Raw genomic sequence first — 21034 nt, 5'->3', positions numbered from 1 at the left:
CTCTGCACCTTGCTGAAGGAGGAAATCTTCGAGCAGCGGACAATGATATCCGCTACCGAGACTCCTCCGGGGAGTGCCTGAAGGCTATCTGGAGGCAAGCTGCCATCGGGAATTACCGACCTGCCGCCTCTCGATACCATCAAGTGCTTCGCCATCTCAGAATGCATAATTTCAGGACGGCTTCGCACGGCATGATCTTTCATTGTGCAGCCGACGATTGAAACATCATTGCTCGATCTAATAATCCATTAAAAATATAGATTATAACAATTGATATTGCCGACCGCCTATGAGGACAGATGTCTTACGCACTGAGTTTTCTCGACAAGAGCCCGATTGATGGCGCCGAGCGTGCATCGCAAGCGTTACAGCGGAGCTTGGCGCTTGCCAGACGAGCCGAAGAATTGGGCTATCGGCGGTTCTGGGTCGCTGAGCACCATAATTCCCCGAAGCTCGCAAGCTCCTCACCTGAAATATTGATCAGCCACCTGCTGGCGCACACCAGGCGCATCCGCATAGGTTCCGGCGGCGTGATGCTGCAGCATTACAGCGCCTACAAGGTTGCCGAGAACTTCAATCTGCTGGCGGCGCTGGCGCCGGGGCGCGTCGATCTTGGGGTCGGCAAGGCGCCAGGCGGGCTTCCGCTTTCGACCGGCGCTCTCCAGAAGGCATATGATCCCTCGCGCAAACCATCGTTCGAAGCGCTGTTGAGCGAACTGGATAGCTTCTTGCGGCATGACCATGGCGCAGACGGCAGAACTGCGGACCTTGCAGCCTTTCCGGCTCCCGACGAGCCGCCTGTCCGCTTCCTGCTCGGCGCAAGCTCGGACAGCGCGAGATTGGCAGCCCGTCTCGGCTGGGGCTTCGTCTATGCTGGTCATATCCATGGTGATGACGAAGCAATCTCGCAATCGTTGTCGGCCTATCGGCAAGCGGGCGGCAAGGCCGCGCTGCTCGCTGTCAGCGTCGTCACGGCGCAAACAGCCGCCCTTGCCGACAGTCTCCTGGGCGAGACGCGCCGGTTCCACCTGCAAATCAAGGGCGGACAAAGCGTCAATGTCGGCAGCCACGAACAGGCGCTCGAATATGTTCGCCAGTCAGGCGCGACCGATTATCGGATCGAAGAGCGAAGCCCGCGCGTCATTCGAGGAACGCCGGCCGACGTTCATCTGGAACTGCAGCGCCTGCACAAGGGATTCGGCATCGACGAATTTGTGATCGACTGCCCGGTCTCCGAAGGTGCGCATCGGCTTGGCACCATCGAACTGCTGGCCGGGGCACGCAACGCCGCTGCAGCCTGATTGGAAATCAGTCCAAAATGACATGGGAAAGAACACCGTGGTAACCAGAAGAGATTTTCTGAAGAGTTCAGGGATTGTTGCTCTGTCTCTGTCCACCGGACTACGACCGACCGAAACGCTGGCGGCTGACACGCCTGCCCGCGGCGGATCCTTGATCTGGGGCGTCGAGACGGAGCCGACCACGCTCAATCCACATCTGAACGGCCAGGCCAAGGCAAAACTGGTTCTGCGCAATGCTTACGAATGCCTTCTTGCCCGCTCCCCGGATGGTGGTTATGTGCCGTGGCTGGCCAAAGACTATGCGGTATCCGAGGATGGCAGGACCTACACCTTCAACCTTCGCGACGACGTAAGCTTCAGCGATGGGGAGAAATTCGACGCGGCAGCCGTCGTAACGAACTTCCTGAAATTGAAGGAGCCGATCTATTCCGGCAGCATCAGCGCCGGTCACGTCTCCCACATTTCCGAGGCGGTCGCACGCGATGCCCATACGGTCGTGCTGACGCTCAAGGACGTCTATGCACCTTTCCTTGATGGCGCGACCAGCATCGAGATCATCTCGCCGAAATCGTTCTCATCGCCGCAGTTGAAGGCGGGTGGGCCTGAAATCGCAGGCACCGGCCCTTTCATCCTGGATCGCTATATCAAGGGTCAAGAGGCACGTTTCGTCAGAAACGCCGCCTATCAGTGGGCTCCGGCCAATGCCGGTCACCAAGGGCCGGCCTATCTCGATGAGGTCATCTATCGCTTCCTGCCTGAATCCGCGGTCCGCACCGGCGCCCTGAGCTCGGGCCAGGTTCATGTCATCGAAGGCATTTCGGGCAATGACGCTGCACTTTTCAGGGACAATCCGGATTTCACCTATCAAAGCGCACTGAATACCGGCACGCCCTATACCCTCTACCTGAATGTCACCAATGCGCCGACGAGCGACGCCAAGATACGCAAGGCGTTCCTCGCTGCGATCGATGTCGAACGGATCATTCAGTCGGTTTACCGCGGTGAGCGCAAACGCGCTTGGGGTGTTCTGACGCCGGCCGACACCGATTTCTACGACAAAAGCATCGAGGGCCGCTACGGCTTCGACATCGATCTTGCCAACCGATTGCTCGACGAGGCCGGCTGGACGAGCAGAGACGGCGATGGCTTCCGTACCAAGGACGGCAAGCGACTGACGATCGAGATCGTGCAGTCGCAAGCGACGTTGCGTGACCAACGCGATGTTCTTCTCGAAGCCGTCCAGGCGCAGGCACGCCAGAACGCCGGCATCGATATCGTCCTGCGCTATGTCGATGCGGGAACCTATTCCAACAGGCAGAGCGACGGCCAATACGGCATCATTCCGAACTCGACCACGACCCAGGAAAACGGCCTTACCCTCTATTTCCATTACCTGCCGCGAGCCAAGGGCGGATCGATCAACTACAGCCGGACCGAAGCAGCGGACATATCGGCATGGCTTGCCGAAGCCGCCTCGACCCTCGATGCCAAAAGACGCTTCGAGATCTATTCCAAGCTGCAGCACTTTGCCTTGCTGGATCAGGCACTAGGCCTGCCGCTCTACGTTCCCGACGATCAGATTGCAGCGACGGTTGCGGTCCAGGGAGCGGGCTTCCGCCCCTTCAAGCGCCTTCCCGAAAATGCCTATGACATCTGGCTTCAGCAACAAGCCTGAGCCGCGCCTATTCCTCTCAAGAGATTATTTCAAGGAGATACTCGGAATGCTTATGCGCAGATATTTTCTCAGCCTGACGGCAGCCATGCTTGTAGCGAGCGCGCTGCCGGGTCTGAGCGTTGCTGGTGATGGCACACCGGTCAGCGGCGGCAAGCTGGCATGGGGCGTTGAGACCGAACCGGCCACGCTCAATCCACAACTCAACGGGCAGGATAAAACCAAGCTGCTGCTGCGCAACGCCTACGAGTCGCTGCTGGCGCGCAGCGCAGATGGCGGCTACCTTCCCTGGTTGGCGACCGAGTACAAGATCTCCGACGATGGCAAGACCTACACCTTCAAGCTTCGTGACGATGTCAGCTTCACCGATGGCCAGAAGCTCGATGCGCAGGCCGTCATCACCAATTTCACCAAGCTCAAAGACGCGACCTATAGCGGCAGCGTGAGCGCTGGCCCGGTCTCGCGCATTGTCGAAGCGAAGGCGCTGGACGACCACACCGTCTCCTTCACATTGAACCAAATCTATGCGCCCTTCCTCGACTATGCCACCAGCTTGGAGATCCTTTCGCCCGCAGCCTTCAATTCTGCGCAGCTGAAATCCGGCGGACCGGAGATTGCGGGAACCGGCCCCTTCATCCTGAAGCGCTATGCCAAGGGGCAGGACATCCAGTTCGTCAAAAATCCGGCCTATAACTGGGCACCCAAAACATCAGCTCATCAGGGACCGGCCTATCTCGATGAGGTCACCTATCGCTTCCTGTCTGAATCCTCGGTCAGGACTGGAGCGCTCACCTCCGGCCAGGTCGACGTGATCGAAGGGATCGCCGGCAACGACGCCAGCCTCTTCAAGGACAATGCGGACTTCAGCTACCGGACGGCTCTCAACACCGGTACGCCCTATTCATTGTTTCTCAATGTCACCTGGGGGCCAACCCAGGACCTCAAGGTGCGCAAGGCCTTGATTACCGCGATCGACGTCGATGCGGTGCTGAAAGCCGTCTATCGCGGGGAACGCACGCGCGCATGGGGCATCACATCGCCGATCGATCCGCAATTCTACGACAAGAGCATCGAGGCGGCATATAAGGCAGACCCCAAGGCCGCAAATGCGCTTCTTGACGAGGCGGGTTGGACCGCGCGAGATGCCGACGGCTTCAGGACAAAGGACGGCAAGCGGCTGACCATCGAGGTCATCCAGGCGCAGGCGACGGTGCGCGATCAGCGTGATGTGCTCCTGCAGGCCCTGCAGGCGCAAGCACGGCAGAATGCCGGCATTGATCTCAAGATCGTCTTCGTGGATGCCGGCACCTATACCGATCGACGCAAGACCGGCCAGTTCGGCTCGATCGCCAATTCCAATACGCCGACGGACGCGATCGACATCGAGTATCACTACCTGCCCCTCGATAAGGGCGGCAGCATCAACTACAGCCGTGCCTTCGCGCCCGAGCTGGCGCAGTGGCTGAATGAAGCCGCCTCGACGCTGGACCAGAAGAAGCGCTTCGATCTCTATTCGAAACTGCAGCGCTTCGCCATTCTCGACCAGGCCTATGCCCTTCCGCTCTACGAGCCAGAGGATCAGGTGGCGGCTGCAAGCTATGTGAAAGGCATCAGCTTCCGGCCCTTCAAGCAATTGCCGGAGAGCGCCTACGACATCTGGCGCAGCGAATAAACCGTACCGTCAACACGTCCCCGACAGCGCAAGCGATCGGGGACAGTGCAGGAGCGATTGATCATGACTGCTGACAATACGACGGCCTTCGACCAGACCCCTTCGGCCTGGCTTTCGCGCAGGCACCGGCTGAAGCGCAACAGCTTGGCATCACAGATCCTGGTGCGGATTGGCTCTGCCATCGCGGTTCTATGGGCGGCGGTTACGCTGAGCTTCATCAGCATTCATCTCGCGCCGGGCGATATCGTCAGCCTACTAATTGGCGAGCAATTGCGCACGCCGGAGGTGGAGGCAGCCATCCGCCTGGAATGGGGGTTGGACAAGCCGTTGCTGACGCAATATCTGACCTATCTCCTGCGGATCCTGCATGGCGATTTCGGACGGTCCTATATCCTGCAAACGGATGTTTCGAGCCTCGTCTTGTCGCAGATGCTGCCGACATTGAAGCTTACCGCAGCTGCCCTTGTCGTTGCTGTGGTCTTTGCCGTCACGAGCGCCCTGCTGACGGCCGGCAGGCGCCTGCCCCGCAGCATCGCGGGCAGCCTCGAGCTTATCCTCATCTCGACGCCGTCCTTCTGGCTCGGCATCGTGCTCCTGTTCATATTCTCCTTCACCTTGAAGCTCTTTCCGGTTGCCGGCGATCGGACGTTTTCAGCGCTGGTTCTGCCGGCCTTGTCGCTTGGGCTATCGCTCGGCGCCGTCATCGGACAGGTGCTGCGCGAAGGGCTCGAACGGGCCTTGGAAGAACCCTTCATGCTGACGGTAAAGAGCTGGGGCGCGAATGACTTCGTCCTGCGGCTGCGCCACGGCCTGCGGCACGCAGCGCTTCCCGCCGTGACGCTTGCCGGTTGGCTCGTCGGCAATCTGTTGTCCGGCGCTGTCATCACAGAAGCAGTGTTTGGCAGACCCGGGCTGGGGCGGATTACGGTCGACGCCGTGCTGGCGCACGACCTGCCCGTGGTGCTTGCCGTCGCCATCCTGTCAGCCTTCATCTACGTCGTCCTCAGCACATTGGTCGACGTGCTTTATTTGTTGCTCGACCCTCGCCTGCGCAATCAAAACCTGGAGGCAGGCCATTGAGCGTCTCCTCCTCCCAGCAGGAAACGGATCAGCGTCAGCTACGGCTGCACGCCCGGCTCGCAAATCCAGGGCTTATCCTTTCGGCGATTTTCCTGCTGCTGGTAGCGATCGCAACCATCTGGCCGCAAGTTCTCACCGCTGCCAATCCGATTGCTGCAGATCCCCTGCAGGCGCAGCTGCCGCCATCGACGGAACATTGGTTCGGTACGGATCATCTCGGAAGGGATGTCTTCTCGCGGGTTGTCTATGGCGCGCGCTACTCCATCCTCATCGGCGTCAGCGCCGTTGCGATCGCTGCGATCGCGGGGGCCTTTCTCGGACTTCTGTCCGGTCTTACCCGTGGTCTCGTCGATGAGGCCATCTCGCGCTTTCTGGATGTGATCTCGTCATTCCCGGATCTGCTTCTGGCCCTGGTGCTGATCTCCTTTACCGGACCCGGCACGGTCAACCTCATCTTCGCGCTGGGCGTCGCCTCCGTGCCGCGCTTTGCAAGGGTCGTACGCGCGCAGACCTTCGTGATCGCCAAAAGCGGCTATGTGGAACAGGCCAGGACATTCGGACTGAGACGCAGCGTGCTGGTGGCTCGCCATATCCTGCCGCATGCGCTGGCCCAGGTGCCCATCCTCGCGACGATCGGCCTGGGAACAACGATCATACAGGCTGCGGGTCTGAGTTTCCTCGGCATGGGTCCACAGCCGCCGGCCCCGGAATGGGGAGCGATGCTGGCGGAGGCGCGCAATTATCTTCGCGTTGCCTGGTGGATTGGCGTCTGGCCAGGTCTCGCCATCACGCTGACGGTCATCTCCATAAGCGTGCTTGGAAGACGCTGGCAACTTGCGTTTGAAGGCAGGAGGCAATCGTGACCCCAGTGCTTGACATTCGTAATTTGACTATCGGCTTTCCTCGCGATGGTGGCGACAACAGGGTTGTCCACGGCATCGATCTGACGATCGACAGAGGTGAGGCAGTCGCCCTCGTCGGAGAATCCGGCTCGGGCAAATCGGTGACGGCCCGCTCGATCATCGGCTTGGCTGGCCCGTCTGCGGTTGTCGACACTGACCGTTTCGACATCGATGGAACCGATGTTCGCGACTTTAATGAAAGGCAATGGCAGCGCCTTCGCGGTGAAAAGATCGGCTTCGTTCTTCAGGATGCGCTCGTCTCCCTCGATCCTCTCAGACGGATCTCGCAGCAACTGTCTGATGCCTTCGGCGGGCGTAGTCTCTTTCGCCGGGCCAGTCGGCACGAAGACAGTCACGTCCTGCTGCAATCGGTCGGCATTCCCGATCCGGAGCGACGGCTGCCGCAATATCCGCATCAGCTTTCCGGCGGTTTGCGCCAGCGCACCCTCATCGCCACGGCGATAGCCCGGCACCCATCGCTGTTGATCGCCGACGAGCCGACGACGGCGCTCGATGCTACCGTTCAAAAACAGATCCTTGACCTGCTTCTCGAACGGCGCAAGGCCGGCCATACGCTTCTCCTGATCAGCCATAATCTGGCCGTCGTCTCCCATCTTGCCGATCGTGTGCTCGTCATGAACAACGGGCGGATTGTCGAGGAAGGTTCGACCGAACAGATACTGAGAAAGCCCCGTCATCCCTATACGCAGCAATTGCTGGATGCCGTGCCTTCTGCCGCTTCCAAAGGATTTCGGCTGTCGCCCGCATCCGTCCCGAAGGCAGAGGGCGAGCCGATGCATGCCGTTCCCAGGCCGAATGCGTGGCAACGCGTGCCTCTGCCTGCAAAGACGATCGATCGGCACAACCATATTCTATCGGCCCGCAATCTCGTAAAGCGCTATGGTGGATCGGGCGGCATCTTTGCCGTCAACGACGTATCCTTCGATCTTGCGGCCGGTGAAGCTCTCGGCATCGTCGGCGAATCCGGTTCCGGCAAGACGACGGTTGCGAAAATCGTTCTCGGCCTGGTCGAACCGGATGACGGTTCGGTCCGTCTTGACGGCGGCGGCTGGAGCAATATCCCCGAGCATGCACGTCGCGCCAGGCGCGCCAGCATGCAGCTTATCGCGCAGGACGCACTCAGTTCTTTCGACCCCCGCTACACCGTCGAGAAGATTATCGGCGAAAGCCTCGATAGCGCCGGCATCTTCGGCACAGCGCGCCGCGAGCGTGTGCTTGAGGTCTTGGACGCGGTCCGTCTCGGCGAGACATTCCTGAAGCGCTATCCGCGAGAGCTTTCCGGCGGCCAGCGTCAACGTGTGGCGATCGCGCGCGCCTTTGCGCCCCGCCCTCGGCTTCTCGTGGCCGACGAGCCGGTTAGCGCGCTCGACGTATCGGTACAGGCGCAGGTGCTGGATCTCCTGGCCGAACTTCAGGCCGCATCCGGGACGTCGCTCCTCTTCATCTCTCACGATCTCGGCGTCGTCCATCACCTGACGGACCGTGTTCTCGTGATGAAGGAGGGACGGATCGTCGAAGCGGGCGCGGTCGAAGAAGTGTTCACCAGGCCACATCACAGCTACACGCGCGCACTCCTCGAAGCGGTTCCGGCCCTGCCCTGAAATGCACAACTCACGCCGTCGGCGCAGCCCGGCATATTTTGACCGACCAAGGAAATTCGCCATGACGCACAATCGTCCCCGACGCCTGAAGACATTGACCGGAGCAGGAAGCGTCATTTCCGCCGGAAACGACGCAAGCCCCCTCACCGGCATCAAGCGTGCCGTCGAACTCGCCCGCAAGGCGGAAGCAGAAAAGATCACCGGGCTGTTCACGGCCGACCTGCTCCACATCGACCCGGCGGGACTTGCCGGAACCGCCGGCGTCCAGGAGCCAATCATCGCACTTGCCGCCTTGAGCCAGGTGACCTCCCAAATCGGCCTGATCGCCACGGTCTCCACGACCTTTCATTATCCTTACAATCTGGCCCGCCAGATCGGCACGCTGGACCATGCAAGTGGCGGACGCGCCGGCTGGAATGCCGTGACCTCCTCGGTCGGAGAAGAGAATTTCGGCGAGACGCTACCAAGTCCGGAGGACCGCTACGAGCGGGCCGCCGAATTCATCGAAATCGTCAATGCGCTCTATGATGCCAATGAACGCAATGCCGCCGAGCGCAAGGCGTCCGGGGCAATTGGCATTGATCCGGCGAAATTCCATCCGATCAACTATCGCGGCAAGCATTTCAAGGTCGACGGTCCCCTAAACGTGCCGCCTTTGCCACAGGGTCGCCCCGTCCAGTTTCAGGCGGGGCAGTCGGAAGCGGGTGTCACCGTCGGCGCTCGATATGCCGAGGTGGTCTATACCTCCCAGCCCAAGCTCGAGGATGCCATCGTCTTTGCCGCGGAACTGCGGCGTCGCGCGACAAGTTTCGGGCGTACGGCCGGCCTGCCCTTCATCATGAACTCCTTCCATTCGGTGATCGGCGATTCCGATGCAGATGTCGCCAGGCGCCTGAAGGAAAAGCACGAGCGGATCGACTATGAGCAGGGACGTCTCAAATTGGCCGATATGCTGGGCGGCGATCTCGATCTTTCCGACCTGCCACTGGACAAGCCCTTACCGGAAACGCTGCTGCCTGAGGTCACCAGCATAAACCGGCGGCGTGGGCGCGTGGAAATTTTCCGCCGCTATGCGCGCGAAGGGCTGACCTTGCGGCAGCTCATCATTCAGGCCCAGGAAACCGGCCACTGGTCGGTGGCCGGCACGCCCGAGCAACTCGCTGATGCCATCGAGGAGCGCTTTCGAGCCGGTATTCTTGATGTTCTCTCCCTGCACGGCTTCGGCAATCCGGACCAGGAGGATCGGCTGGTGAACGGGCTCCTGCCGGAATTGCGGCGGCGGTCGATCATCGACACCGATTATGTCGGGGACGATTTCCGCTCGAATCTGGAGCTGCCGCCCTATGTAGCGGCAGACGGCGCGTTGAATTCGGCAAAGCGCGCCTGATTCCCGGCCGGATCTCAGCCTGTACGTCATCCGCGCCGCCCGACGAGAATAATGCAGGACGACCCACCGCGGTCTCCAAAGCAGCGCTCGAACAAATCGGCAAGGTGGCCGCGTGATACGCCAGGAGGGGTATCATGGTGGCCCCTCCGAACGTCTGCCAGGCACTGTCCCGCGATCTCCGCGGGACAGCGATCTCTTGGCTGCGGCGAGACTATTGATGGATGATGAGGCGAGCTCGGCGTATCCCCTCCACCAGTGCAACAATAACTCCCTCGACCTTTTGCGGCCGATTGGAGTGCTAGAGCTATCAAGCTAGTCCTGCCATCGCAAACGATTGAGGAAGAAGCTCTCATTCGGCGTTGGCTGGAAATCGAGATTCTTGGCTGCTCCGTAAATTGACACCATCTGGTAAAGCGGCACGGTCGGTATTTCGCTTGCAATGAAGCTGCCGACCTTTTCGTAGTCGGCAAGACGCTTCTTCTCATCCAGCGATGAGGCTGCTTCATCCAGCAGGGCATCGATCTCGGGCTTGGCAGTGATGGTCCAGCTACTGCCGGAATGAAAGAGTGAATAGAGTGCCCCGTCTGCATCCTGGCAGGCACAGGAAGAGGTACTGATGGCAAGTGTGGGACCATCCGCCGGTCCCTTTTGTATCAATTGCAGGAAGGTTGGCGTATCCACATTGGCGATCTCGACGTCGAACCCGACATCCTGCAGCTCCTGCTGAATGGCTTGCGCAACCCTCTGGTCAAAAAAGGCGCCGATCGTCAGCTGAAATTTGGCCGGTTTGGCGGCGGTGGCGATCAGTGATTTTGCCTTTTCCGGATCAAAAGGCAGCCCCTTGATCGTATCGCTCCAACCGAAATGTGCCGGCGTCACCATCTCGGCGATCGGCTTGTCCAGTCCGCCGAGAATACCCTGCGTAATGCCTTCCTTGTCGATCGCATAGGCCAGCGCCTGGCGAAGCTCAAGCTTGTCGAATGGCGGCTTGTTCGGATTGATGCGGATATAGGCGAGCCGCTCCGTGAGAACAGGCAGTGCCTTGGCATTCGGCGACACCTGCAATTGCGCCGCCTGGTCCGAGGTCATCGCCCTTGCCAGATCCACCGTGCCGGACTGAATGTCGGCCAGCCGCGTTGATGCATCGGGCACGGCACGGAAGACGGCCGTTGCAAACGGCCCCTTCGCTCCCCAGTAGCTGTCATTGCGCGCAAGCGTTACCGAAACGCCCTTGTCCCATTTTACGAAACTATATGGGCCGCTCCCGACCGGCTGAAGGTTGAAGGCTGCATTCCCGACCTTCTCGACGACGTGTTGAGGAACGATGGATAGGTTCGTCAAGGCGGCAAGGAGAGCGGGAGAGCTTGTCTTCAAGGTTAACGTCACCTGGTGATCACCGGTCACGGCAGCCTTGAGGATCTTGCCAAATTGCGCGCGCTGCGGACTTGCAAATTTGGGGTCGATGATGCGGTTGATACTGAACGCTACGTCGCCGGCTGTCAGAACGCTTCCGTCGTGGAAGTGAACGTCGTCACGAAGCGTAAACGAGATCTCGGTATCCGAGATGTTTTTCCACGCAGTAGCGATCTGCGGAACGATCTTGCCCGCATTGTCACGGGTGACAAGGTTGTCGAAAATGTTGCGATAGACGAAGTAGCTATCGGGATTCCACTGCAGTTGCGGATCGAGCGTCGACGGCTCATTGACGAGGTCCACCACGATCTGCTGCTTTTCGGCCGCCTGGGCCGCAGTCACGAAGGGCAGCATCGAGAAGCCGATGCCCGCACCCAACACAAGAAGCTTATGCCACTTCATTTTTCCAATTCCTCACATGATCGATCATTGATGACGGTGGTCAGACCCTGCCATCCTCGGCGAGATCGGCGGCGATCATGTCGCGCCCTTGATCCCAACCGGGGGAGCCCGCAGGTGACAGGCGGCTTGATGGTTCCGTCCCAAGAGGTTCAGCTCCGGTGACAGCTCCTGGCAAATGGCTGCAGCAATCGGACATCGCGTCGAAAAGCGACAACCGGCGGGCGGGTTGGCCGGGCTCGGCAAGTCGCCTTCAAGAAGGATGCGCTGCCGTTGACGCTGGGCGACAGGATCGGGCAACGGCACCGCACTAAGCAAAGCCTCGGTATAGGGATGCGTCGGGCGAGCAAAGACATCGGTCGTCGCCCCGACCTCGGCAATACGGCCGAGATACATGACTGCTATACGGTCGGCGAAATGGCGAACGACCGACAGGTCGTGAGAGATGAACAGATAGGAAAGACCAAACTGACGCTGCAGCTCGAAGAGCAGATTGAGGATTTGCGAGCGGATCGACACGTCAAGCGCGGAGACCGGCTCATCCAGGATCAGCAGTTTCGGCTGAAGCGCGATCGCCCTTGCGATGACGATGCGCTGGCGCTGGCCGCCTGAAAATGCGTTCGGCTTGCGATTGGCATGTGCCGGATTGAGCCCGACCAGCTCCAGAAGCTCCGCGACCCGTCGACGCCGCTCCTGCCCAGTCCCGACGCCATGAATGGCAAGCGGCTCGGCAATGCTGTCACCAATATCCATTCTGGGATTAAGCGCGGAGACGGGGTCCTGAAACACGATCTGAATATCCCGCAGCCGCGCCGCGGAACGATCTGCACCTGTGGACGCAAGATCGCTGCCCTCGAAGAAAATTTGCCCCGAGCTCGGCTTTTGCATTCCGACGACGGCCGCGCCGAGCGTCGACTTGCCAGACCCGGATTCACCGACAAGCGCAAGACTCCGTCCTGCTTCGATATCCAGATCGACTCCATCGACAGCTCTCAGCAATCCTGCCGAATGCCCGAAAAAGCCGCGACGGATAGGGAAATGCACATGCAGATGGCGAATTGAAAGCAGTGGCACGGTCATACCAGGCTCCCGATACGATCCTGGTGCCAGCAAGCAGCACTATGGCTCGCCGCCATCGGCTCGAGCAGCGGCACTTCGCGACAGTCTTCATCCGCAAGCGGGCAACGCGTCGAGAACCGGCATCCGGCCGGCCATGCGCCTGCATCGGGCACCATTCCCTTGATCGTCGGTAAAAACTGCCCGGCGTCGCTGCCATCCAAGCGCGGAATAGTTGACAGCAGCAATCTCGTATAGGGATGCCTCTGTTGCCTGAAGATCGCACCGACGTCGCCAACTTCGACAATCCGGCCGCCATACATCACGGCGACCTGGTCGGCGATATCCGCGACCACACCCATGTCATGAGTAATCATCAGTATTGCGGTTCCGGTTTCATCGCGCAGTCGTTTCATCAAATCGAGGATCTGCGCCTGAATGGTGACATCGAGTGCCGTCGTCGGCTCGTCGGCAATCAACAGGCGCGGCCGTGTGATCAAGGCCATGGCAATCATGACGCGCTGGCACATGCCCCCCGACAGCTCGAACGGATATTGCCGTGCGCGCATTGCCGCCTCGGGGATGCCGACATCTGCAAGCATATCGATCGCCTGATGCCATGCCTGCCGGCGACCGAGCCCGCGATGAATGATGAGACTCTCTGCAATCTGACGGCCGACCGGCATCAGCGGGTTGAGCGAGGCGACGGGCTCTTGAAATATCATTGCGAGCTCGCTGCCGCGCAGCCGCATCAAATCCTTCCTATCGAGGCGGGAAAGATTGCGCCCATTCAGCTGCACCGAGCCGCCGACCATGGCTGCTGCAGCCGGAAGAAGCCCCATCACGGCGAAAGCCGTCATCGATTTGCCGCATCCCGACTCGCCGACGATACTTACGATCTCGCCGGCATTGACCGACAGGCTGACACCATCGACCACGGCCTTGTCGCCGATGGAGACCTGCAGCATGTCTACGCTCAAGACTGGTGCCGTCATCAGATAATCGCCTCGCGGACGGCCGCCCACGGATTGCGCGGATGAACCATGCCGGTATTCACGCCATCGCGTCGCATCACGACCGACGGCACAGCAAAATTGACCGGATAAAGCGTGTCATCGATCACCTGAACGTCGAAGTCGGCGGCAACGGACGCGGCCACCTCGGCCCCGGCCGTTCGGCTCACTCTGATCGTCGTACCGCTGGCATCGATGCGCGGACTGAAGAGCGCATTCTCCAACGACATGCCGAAAGCCAGGACGTAGGACAGGATTTGCGCGACAGCCGGTACGATCTGCCTTCCCCCTGCTGCGCCAAGAGCCAGCTCCGGCAGACCATCGTACGTCGCAATGATCGGGCACATATTGGCAAGCGGCTGCTTGGCCGGAGCAATCGAATTCGGATGCCCCGGCCTTGGATCGAACCACATCAAGCCATTGTTGAGAGCAAATCCCAATTCAGGCACCACGACCTTGGAGCCGAAACGGGATAGAAGCGTATTGGTGAGGGAAACCATGGTCCCTTGTGCATCGACCACGCTGATATGGCTGGTACAGCTCTCGCCAGCGGCATGCCCCATATGCTTGAGACGATATTCGCTGGCGCGACGTAACGCCCGCGCAAAGGCAAGAGCCGCCGCTCCCGAATGCGGATCGGCATTGCGCGGAAGGCCTTCAAGCTCATTGAGCGCCGCAAGCAAGGTTGGGCCGCCGGAAAGGCCCGGCACCGCATGGACGCGCCGCCCCATGTAAGAGCCGATGGCGGGCTGGAGCCACTTCGGCGCATAGGTACGCAGATCCGCTTTCGAAAGAACGGAGCCGCCCTTCGAAAGATCCGCGACCAGCAGCTCCGCAATCTGGCCCTCGTAGAAATCGCGCGCTCCCTCATGCGCCAGCCTTTCCAGCGATGTGGCCTTGGCCTTCATCGGCAGGAACAGCGATCGGCCGCCTTCCGGTACGCGCGGCGCGCGGCCATCGCAAAGGAAGAGATCGGCGGCACCCTTGAATTGCGCGAGATTGTGGCCGTCGATGGCGAGCGCAAGGGCTGCATACCAATCGACCTGCAAACCACGATGGGCGTGTTCGATCGCCGGGGCCAGGGCATCGGCCCAGGAAATGGTACCGAAGCGATCGAGCGCCTCGGCAAAGCCGGCAACGGCTCCGGGAACGCAAATCGACCCGTAACCGAGCAGATTGCGATCGCCTTGGACAGAGGGCCATTCGAACCAGTCACCATCCCAGCCAGCAACCAGGGGGTAATCATCAGGCCGAAGGGCGGCCGGCGAAATGACATTGAAATCGAGCACGTCGACCGCCCCGGAACCGCCGTCGGCCCGCAGCATGAAGCCGCCCCCGCCAATGCCGGAAAGCCATGGTTCCACGACGCTGAGAACAAGAGCGGTGACGATGGCCGCATCGACGGCATTGCCGCCTGCCGAAAGGACGCGAGCCCCGGCCTCGGCCGCCAGCCAATTCTGGCAGGCGACCAGGCCGTGTTTGCTGCGTGTCTCCTGTTTGCCGATCGACCAGGTCTCGTTCATGGCCTTGCCCCGAAACGCCGCGCGCCTATGGCGGCAGGAATGGCCGAGGCAACGGAAAACCGACCGGAATTTACGGAGGAAGCGTGATGCCTTGCAATTTCGGCGCCAGTCGCAATCCAGGTGCCGGTTTCAGCTGTCATGGCTTCCAGCAGCTTTTCGAGCTTGGCGATGCGCTGTGCCCTGCCGGAAATCCAGTCATGAACCGTCAGGGTGAAGAGTCCCCCGAAGCGGTGCAACGCCCGCCATTCGGCAAGCCAGTCTTCCAGCACGGCACTACCGGAGACGGGTGCCCATCGTTCGTTGCCGCTACCCTCGAACTTGTAAAAGATCGCGTCGTCCAAGGCCCACTGGACGGGAATCTCGACAACGCCATCGATATCGTAGGGATGATCGAAGCCCATCAGCGAGGAGTCATAGGCAAGCCCGCGCGCCTTGATCTCAGCCAGCATTTGCGGGGTCATCTCCCAGGCGGGCGAGCGAAAGCCTACCGGCAGCCTTCCTGTCTGTCGTTCAAACAGTTCGAGGCTGCTGTCGAGAGCCGCGCGGAACTCATCCTCACGGATGTCGCGAACCAGTTCGTGGAAATAGCCGTGCAATCCTATCTCGTGACCGGCAGCGAGAAGGGCCGGAAGCAGATCGGGATCGAATTCCGCCACCACAGCCGGCACATAGAAACTTGCCTTCACGCGATAGCGGTCGAAGAGGTCGAGAAGACGACCGAGCCCCGAACGCAACCCGAAGCGGCGGATCTCAAGCCGCGCGAGACGATCCGGAACACCGTCCCGATGCTCCCACAGATAAGGAGCGATCGCATCGACATCGACGCTCAAAAGGACGGCGCTCTGCTTTCCCTCCGGCCATTCGTAGGCCGGAAAAGAAGAAAAGCCCTTTGTCGACCGGGCTCGATCCTCGACCATGTTCCTATCCTCCTGCCTTGCCTCAGAGCGCCTTCTTCTTCGCCTGGAAGACGGCAAGCGAGCCGATCGAATTGCCGCCATCGACGGTCAGCGTCGCGCCCGTGACATAGGCGGCTGCATCCGATGCCAGATAGAGGACGGCGGTCGCGGCATCCTCCGGTGACGAAATCCGGCCGAGCGGAATGTTGCCGACGACGGTGTCGATATGTTCCTGCGTGAGGTGGCTGACGTCGCTGCCCGGTGCAAAGCCGGGCTCCACGATATTGACCCGGATGCCGAATTCGGCAAGCTCGAGCGCCAACCCCTTGTTCAGACGGTCGAGGGCGGTCTTCGAGGTGCAATAGGGAACGACCGTGCTGCGCATCTTGCGCGAGGCGCCGGAAGAAATATTGACGATCGAGCCCTTCACGCCCTTGCCGATCATCTGAAGGGCAACACCCTGGGACAATAAGAACGGCGCGCGAAGATTGATGTCGAAGATCCGGTCCCAGTCCTCGGCGGTCAGGTCGAGCAGGAAGCCGGACGGATAAATGCCGGCATTGTTGACGAGGACGTCGGCTGAGCCCCAGTGCTCGGCGATGGCGGAAAGGAGCGACTTGATATCGGCATCGGAGGTCAGATCCGCCACGTGCTGTAGATGGCCCTTGCCGATCTCCTGCGCTGCCGAGGCAAGGCGGGAACCATCGGCGTCCGTCAGGAGAAGCTCTGCTCCGGCATTGGCGAAGGCTTTGGCGATCCAGCCGCCGAAAATGCCGGCAGCCCCTGTGACGACCACACGCTTGCCTTTGAAATCCTGCGAGAAATCGACCATTCTTAAGCACTCCTTGGGTCGAGGCGATCCCTCAGGAAATCGCCCAGAACGTTGACAGACAAAACAAGAAGAAAAAGCGCCAGTCCGGGCATGACGGAGAGCCACCAGGCATTGGCAACATAGTTGCGGCCAACCGAAAGCATCGCCCCCCAGCTTGCGGTCGGCGGCTGCACGCCGAGGCCGAGGAAGGACAATCCTGCTTCGAACAGCACCATCAGACCGAATTCGAGGGTGGCGACGACGACGAGCGCACCCGCGATGTTCGGCAGGACATGGTAGCGCAGCACCCTCAGCCATCCGGCGCCCATCGCACGCGAAAGCCGGAGATAGGACATATTGGTGATAACAAGGGTCTGGGCAAAGGCGACACGCGCGTAACGCGGCCACCGTGTAAGCGCCAGAACAAGGATGACATTCTGCAGGCCCGGACCGAGCGTTGCCACGGTGATGATGGCAAGCAGAATAGCAGGCACCGAAAGCACGATGTCGACGAGGCGCATGATCACGATTTCGACCCAACCGCGATAAAAGGCGGCAAGCATTCCGAAAATGCAGCCGGCAATGCCAGACAGCAGTACCGACGCGAATGCGACGAGCAGCGAAACGCGCGCTCCGTATATCAGACGGCTTAGCGTATCGCGTCCCAGCTCGTCGGAGCCGAACAGGAAATGCGTCGCGCGGATAACGGTGCCTGGCGGCTTCAGGCGTCCAAGAAGGTTCTGTGCATTCGGGTCGTAAGGCGCGATCAGAGGAGCGAATATGGCCGCAAGGACAATGACCATCAGGATCATGACCGAGAGCACGACTGTCAGCGGCGGCTTTCCGGCCAACCTGTTTGCTTTGGCGAGAGCCGCAATCATGCCGGTCTCCCGCCAAGACGAATGCGTGGATCGATGAGGCTGTAGAGCAGGTCAGCGGCAAGATTGAGCAGGATCGCCACCGCCGCGCCGATCAGCACGATGCCCTGGACCACCGCGAAGTCGCGCGCGCTGATGGCTTGCATGGTCAACTGGCCGAGGCCCGGCCACGCAAAGACTGTTTCGATGATGATAGCGCCGGTCAACAGATTGGCGATTTCAAGCGCCGAGATCGTCACGATCGGGACCGCGGCATTGCGCATGAGATGGTGGAAGACCAGACGATAAGTCGACAGCCCCTTGGCATGGGCCGTGCGAACATAATCCTTGCTCAGCTCATCGAGAACGGAGGTGCGCGTCACACGGGCAAAGGTCGCCATCGACAGAAGACCGAGAGCGAAGGACGGCATCAGCAGGCTTTCGAGCCCGTTGGCCCCGGACGGCGGCAGCCAGCGCAGAAAGACCCCGAAGAACATGATGAGCAGGACCGAGGTCCAGAATGTCGGCATGGATTGCCCGACCAGCACCAGACCTATCAGCCAGCGGGCTTCCCAGCGCTTGCGCCGGACGGCCAGCACGACGCCGATCGGCACGCCAAACCCGATGGCGACCAACAAGGCGCCAGCCGCAAGCTGCAACGTGTAGGGAATGCGGCTGGCGATGATCTCGACCACCGGCAGGTTCTGCACATAGGAGCGCCCGAGGTCGAATTGCGCCAGACTGGAGAGGAAATGGAAATACTGGATGTAGAGCGGTCTGTCGAAGCCAAGAGCGGTCCGCATGACATCGATATCGGCCTGAGTGGCACCTTGCGGCACCAGCAACAGCACAGGATCGCCGGTCAGGCGCTGCAGAAAGAAGACCAGCGTTATGACACCGAACAAGGCGATGAAGGCCTGGATCAAGCGTCTGGCGATAAAGGCAGCCATCCCCTTTTCCTTTCCCCGACGATCCGGGCCTCGACAAATGCTAGGCTAAACGCAGTTCGAACTTCGCCATGCAGGCTCTAATCGCGCCAGCTTACCCTGTTGAGGAAGAAGCTCTCATTGGCCGTCGGCTTCCATTCAAGCTTATCGGACGCACCGTAGATAACGGCGGCCTGATACAGCGGCAGGATCGGAACATCCTTTGCAACGACCGTGGCGACATCCTTGTAGGCCTCAAGCCGCTTCTTCTCGTCGAGCGTATTGCGGGCGCTGTTGAGGAGCGCGTCGATGCTCGGGTCCGACACTGCGGAAAATGAACTGCTGCTATGCAGAAGCGGGAAGGATATGCCATCCGCATCCTGGCAGGCACAGGACCACCTGCCGAAGGAGATGGCCGGCTGCTTGATTTTCTCGCTCTGGACCCGCTGCAGATAGGTAGCGAAGTCCACCGTCTCGACATTCACCTTGAAGCCGACGTCATTGAGCTGCTGCACGATTGCCTGGACGATCCGTTGATCGAAGGTCGGCGAGGTCAGAAAGGCAATCGGCTGTGTCGCGCCGCTGCCGGCCTTTTCCACGAGCTCATGTGCCTGTTTTGGATCGAAGGGAAGGCCCTCGATACCCGGAACATATCCCGTATAGTCAGGCGAGGCCAGTTGCGGGACGGGTTTGTCATAGCCGCCGAGCAGACCGTCAACGATCGACTGCTTGTCGATGGCATAGGCTACGGCACGCCGCAAGTTGACATCGTTGAACGGGGGGATGGATGGATTGAGCTTCAGATAGGCGATGCGTTCCGTCACCGCCGTCAGCACCTTGATGCCGCCTGCCCCCTGAAGCTGGGCAGCGAGATCCGGATCGAGCGTCACGGCGAGATCCGCACTTCCGGCCTTTAGATCGGCGATGCGGGTAGCGGCGTCCGGCACGGCACGAAATTCGGCACTTTGAAAATAGCCCTTGCTGCCCCAGTAGCCATCATTGCGCACCAGGGAAACGGCAACGCCGCGCTGCCACCTTTCGAACTTGTACGGACCGGAACCGACAGGCGAAAGGTTGAAGGCATCGTCGCCTATGGCCTCGACAACATGCTTCGGTACGATGGAAAGCTTGACGAGCTGCGCCAAGAGCACCGGATAGGGTCCGTTGGTGCGAATGGTCACCTCATGCGGGCCAGTGACCGCCGCCGATAGGATCTTGTTGAACTGGCTAAGCTGCGGGCTTGCAAACTTCTTGTCGATGATGCGATTGACGCTGAAGGCCACATCGTCCGGCGTCAGTTTTTGGCCATCATGAAAGACTGCGTCATCGCGCAATGTGAAGGCAACTTCAGTGTCCGACTTATAGGTCCAGGCCGTAGCGATCGCAGGTGCGATCTTGCCATTGTCGTCGCGCGTCACCAGCTGGTCGAAGATATTGCGATAGACGAAATAGCTGTCCGGATTCCATTGCTTCTGCGGGTCGAGCGACGACGGCTCGCTCACAAGGTCGATCACGACCTTGTCCTTTGCCACGGCGTGACCCGCAACAGACATCGTCGCCGCAACCGAAACGGCAATCATTAGGGTTCTTATCGCTCGCATCTAAAAATCCTTTTTCAAAAACGATCGCTCCCGGACGGGACGAGAAATACGGGCCTCATCACTTGATGCCGAAGCACGCTTGGCTTTGCGCGCCGTGGGCGCAACAAGCTCCGACTTCAACAGACTTGCCTGGGTAAATTCGGCAAAGGCATCACAGGCACGCTTGAGCAGCTTTGCCGCGTCGCCGTTGCGCTGCGTCTTCTTGGCCGCAACGAAATCGGTCCAGTCGACCGCCTCGAGACGCTGGACGGACGATGCCTCGAAGAAATTGAGGTAATAGTCGGCCCTGTGCCACAGGATATCCAGCCAATCGGCAATCAGCGGCGCCTTGAGACGTGCCGCGAGCAGATTCCTGATCTGCAGCTCGTATTCCCGAATGAGAGAAAGCTGCGATCCATGAGCTGAACCTCCCAATCGCAAGGCCGCCTGCATGTCACACAGGGTTTCCAGCCGGGCGATATCGTCACCGGACAGATCGACATCCGCGAGAAGCGGCTCCAACTGGGCTCGGCCAAGCGTAATTTCTCGCAGACCCAACGCCGTGATGGAGCAAACCCGCCATCCGCTTCTTGGCTGAGCTGAAACGAAACCCTTGTGCGCCAGGCGGCTGAGTGCGGATCGAACGACCCCACGCCCGAACCGATAGGTATCGCAAAGAACCTGTTCGGAGAGCCGCTCGCCCGGAGAAAACTCGCCGAGCTTGATCGCATTGCGAATCCTGTCTTCAGCAATCGCAACGAGATCACTGGGACCTTGGGTAAGAAAAGGACTTTGGTGGTCAAGCATATTATGAAACTAACATCTCAGTTTCTAAAACTGAAGTCTCAAATATCCTATTCTTCATCTTTTTTGTAGAGAATTTTTGCACGCCCAGCCGCTTGTCGGGTTCGAAATTGCAAGCGA

At 60.0% G+C, this 21034-nt stretch carries 17 protein-coding genes; 7 read left to right on the top strand and 10 right to left on the bottom strand.

Annotation, left to right across the window (positions count from 1 at the left end):
• The first annotated feature begins 299 nt into the window (after positions 1-299).
• From GA0061100_RS26345 to GA0061100_RS26315, 7 genes are all read left to right on the top strand, one after another.
• Positions 300-1301, top strand: coding sequence for an MsnO8 family LLM class oxidoreductase (locus GA0061100_RS26345; protein WP_075855792.1), 1002 nt, complete (start codon positions 300-302; stop codon positions 1299-1301).
• 73 nt (positions 1302-1374) lie between these two features.
• A complete protein-coding gene (locus tag GA0061100_RS26340) occupies positions 1375-2976 on the top strand; it encodes an ABC transporter substrate-binding protein (RefSeq protein ID WP_425298717.1) in 1602 nt (533 codons plus the stop codon).
• A gap of 46 nt (positions 2977-3022) precedes the next feature.
• Positions 3023-4645 carry an ABC transporter substrate-binding protein gene (locus GA0061100_RS26335; RefSeq protein ID WP_075855791.1) on the top strand — a complete coding sequence of 541 codons (1623 nt, stop codon included), beginning with the start codon at positions 3023-3025 and terminating at the stop codon, positions 4643-4645.
• Between the two features lie 63 nt (positions 4646-4708).
• Positions 4709-5725 carry an ABC transporter permease gene (locus GA0061100_RS26330; protein ID WP_075855790.1) on the top strand — a complete coding sequence of 339 codons (1017 nt, stop codon included), beginning with the start codon at positions 4709-4711 and terminating at the stop codon, positions 5723-5725.
• Between the two features lie 44 nt (positions 5726-5769).
• A complete protein-coding gene (locus tag GA0061100_RS26325) occupies positions 5770-6588 on the top strand; it encodes an ABC transporter permease (RefSeq protein WP_425298716.1) in 819 nt (272 codons plus the stop codon).
• The gene (locus GA0061100_RS26320; protein ID WP_208621584.1) at positions 6585-8249 is read left to right on the top strand and encodes a dipeptide ABC transporter ATP-binding protein; all 1665 of its coding nucleotides are present in this window, start codon (positions 6585-6587) and stop codon (positions 8247-8249) included. The genes GA0061100_RS26325 and GA0061100_RS26320 overlap by 4 nt, the downstream gene beginning before the upstream one ends.
• Before the next feature lie 61 nt (positions 8250-8310).
• Positions 8311-9636, top strand: coding sequence for an NtaA/DmoA family FMN-dependent monooxygenase (locus GA0061100_RS26315; RefSeq protein ID WP_075855787.1), 1326 nt, complete (start codon positions 8311-8313; stop codon positions 9634-9636).
• Positions 9637-9948: 312 nt separating this feature from the next.
• Here GA0061100_RS26315 and GA0061100_RS26310 read toward each other — a convergent pair whose 3' ends face one another.
• From GA0061100_RS26310 to GA0061100_RS26265, 10 genes are all read right to left on the bottom strand, one after another.
• Complete coding sequence (locus tag GA0061100_RS26310; RefSeq protein WP_075855786.1) at positions 9949-11451, bottom strand: ABC transporter substrate-binding protein; 1503 nt, start codon at positions 11449-11451, stop codon at positions 9949-9951.
• Between the two features lie 75 nt (positions 11452-11526).
• Positions 11527-12528 (bottom strand): ABC transporter ATP-binding protein, encoded by a 1002-nt coding sequence (locus GA0061100_RS26305; RefSeq protein WP_075855785.1) that lies wholly within the window; start codon positions 12526-12528, stop codon positions 11527-11529.
• The gene (locus GA0061100_RS26300) at positions 12525-13499 is read right to left on the bottom strand and encodes an ABC transporter ATP-binding protein (RefSeq protein WP_075855784.1); all 975 of its coding nucleotides are present in this window, start codon (positions 13497-13499) and stop codon (positions 12525-12527) included. Before GA0061100_RS26300 ends, GA0061100_RS26305 begins: the two co-directional genes overlap by 4 nt.
• On the bottom strand, positions 13499-15040 hold the full coding sequence (locus tag GA0061100_RS26295; protein ID WP_075855783.1) for a gamma-glutamyltransferase family protein: 1542 nt from the start codon (positions 15038-15040) through the stop codon (positions 13499-13501). The genes GA0061100_RS26300 and GA0061100_RS26295 overlap by 1 nt, the downstream gene beginning before the upstream one ends.
• On the bottom strand, positions 15037-15957 hold the full coding sequence (locus GA0061100_RS26290; RefSeq protein WP_075855782.1) for a polysaccharide deacetylase family protein: 921 nt from the start codon (positions 15955-15957) through the stop codon (positions 15037-15039). The genes GA0061100_RS26295 and GA0061100_RS26290 overlap by 4 nt, the downstream gene beginning before the upstream one ends.
• Positions 15958-15979: 22 nt before the next feature.
• Positions 15980-16768, bottom strand: a complete 789-nt coding sequence (locus tag GA0061100_RS26285; protein ID WP_075855781.1) for an SDR family NAD(P)-dependent oxidoreductase — start codon at positions 16766-16768, stop codon at positions 15980-15982.
• 2 nt (positions 16769-16770) lie between these two features.
• Entirely contained in the window at positions 16771-17628 is an 858-nt protein-coding gene (locus GA0061100_RS26280) for an ABC transporter permease (RefSeq protein WP_075855780.1), read from the bottom strand.
• A complete protein-coding gene (locus GA0061100_RS26275; protein ID WP_075855779.1) occupies positions 17625-18554 on the bottom strand; it encodes an ABC transporter permease in 930 nt (309 codons plus the stop codon). The genes GA0061100_RS26280 and GA0061100_RS26275 overlap by 4 nt, the downstream gene beginning before the upstream one ends.
• Before the next feature lie 77 nt (positions 18555-18631).
• Positions 18632-20131, bottom strand: coding sequence for an ABC transporter substrate-binding protein (locus GA0061100_RS26270; protein ID WP_075855778.1), 1500 nt, complete (start codon positions 20129-20131; stop codon positions 18632-18634).
• Positions 20132-20917: a GntR family transcriptional regulator gene (locus GA0061100_RS26265; RefSeq protein ID WP_075855777.1), complete on the bottom strand. Its 786-nt coding sequence runs from the start codon at positions 20915-20917 to the stop codon at positions 20132-20134.
• Positions 20918-21034: the final 117 nt, after the last annotated feature.

The organism is Martinezella hainanensis (genome assembly GCF_900094555.1).
GTDB classification, from domain to species: domain Bacteria; phylum Pseudomonadota; class Alphaproteobacteria; order Rhizobiales; family Rhizobiaceae; genus Rhizobium; species Rhizobium hainanense.
The sequence above is the reverse complement of the archived record's forward strand: the minus strand, read 5'-3'. Positions and strand labels throughout refer to the sequence as shown.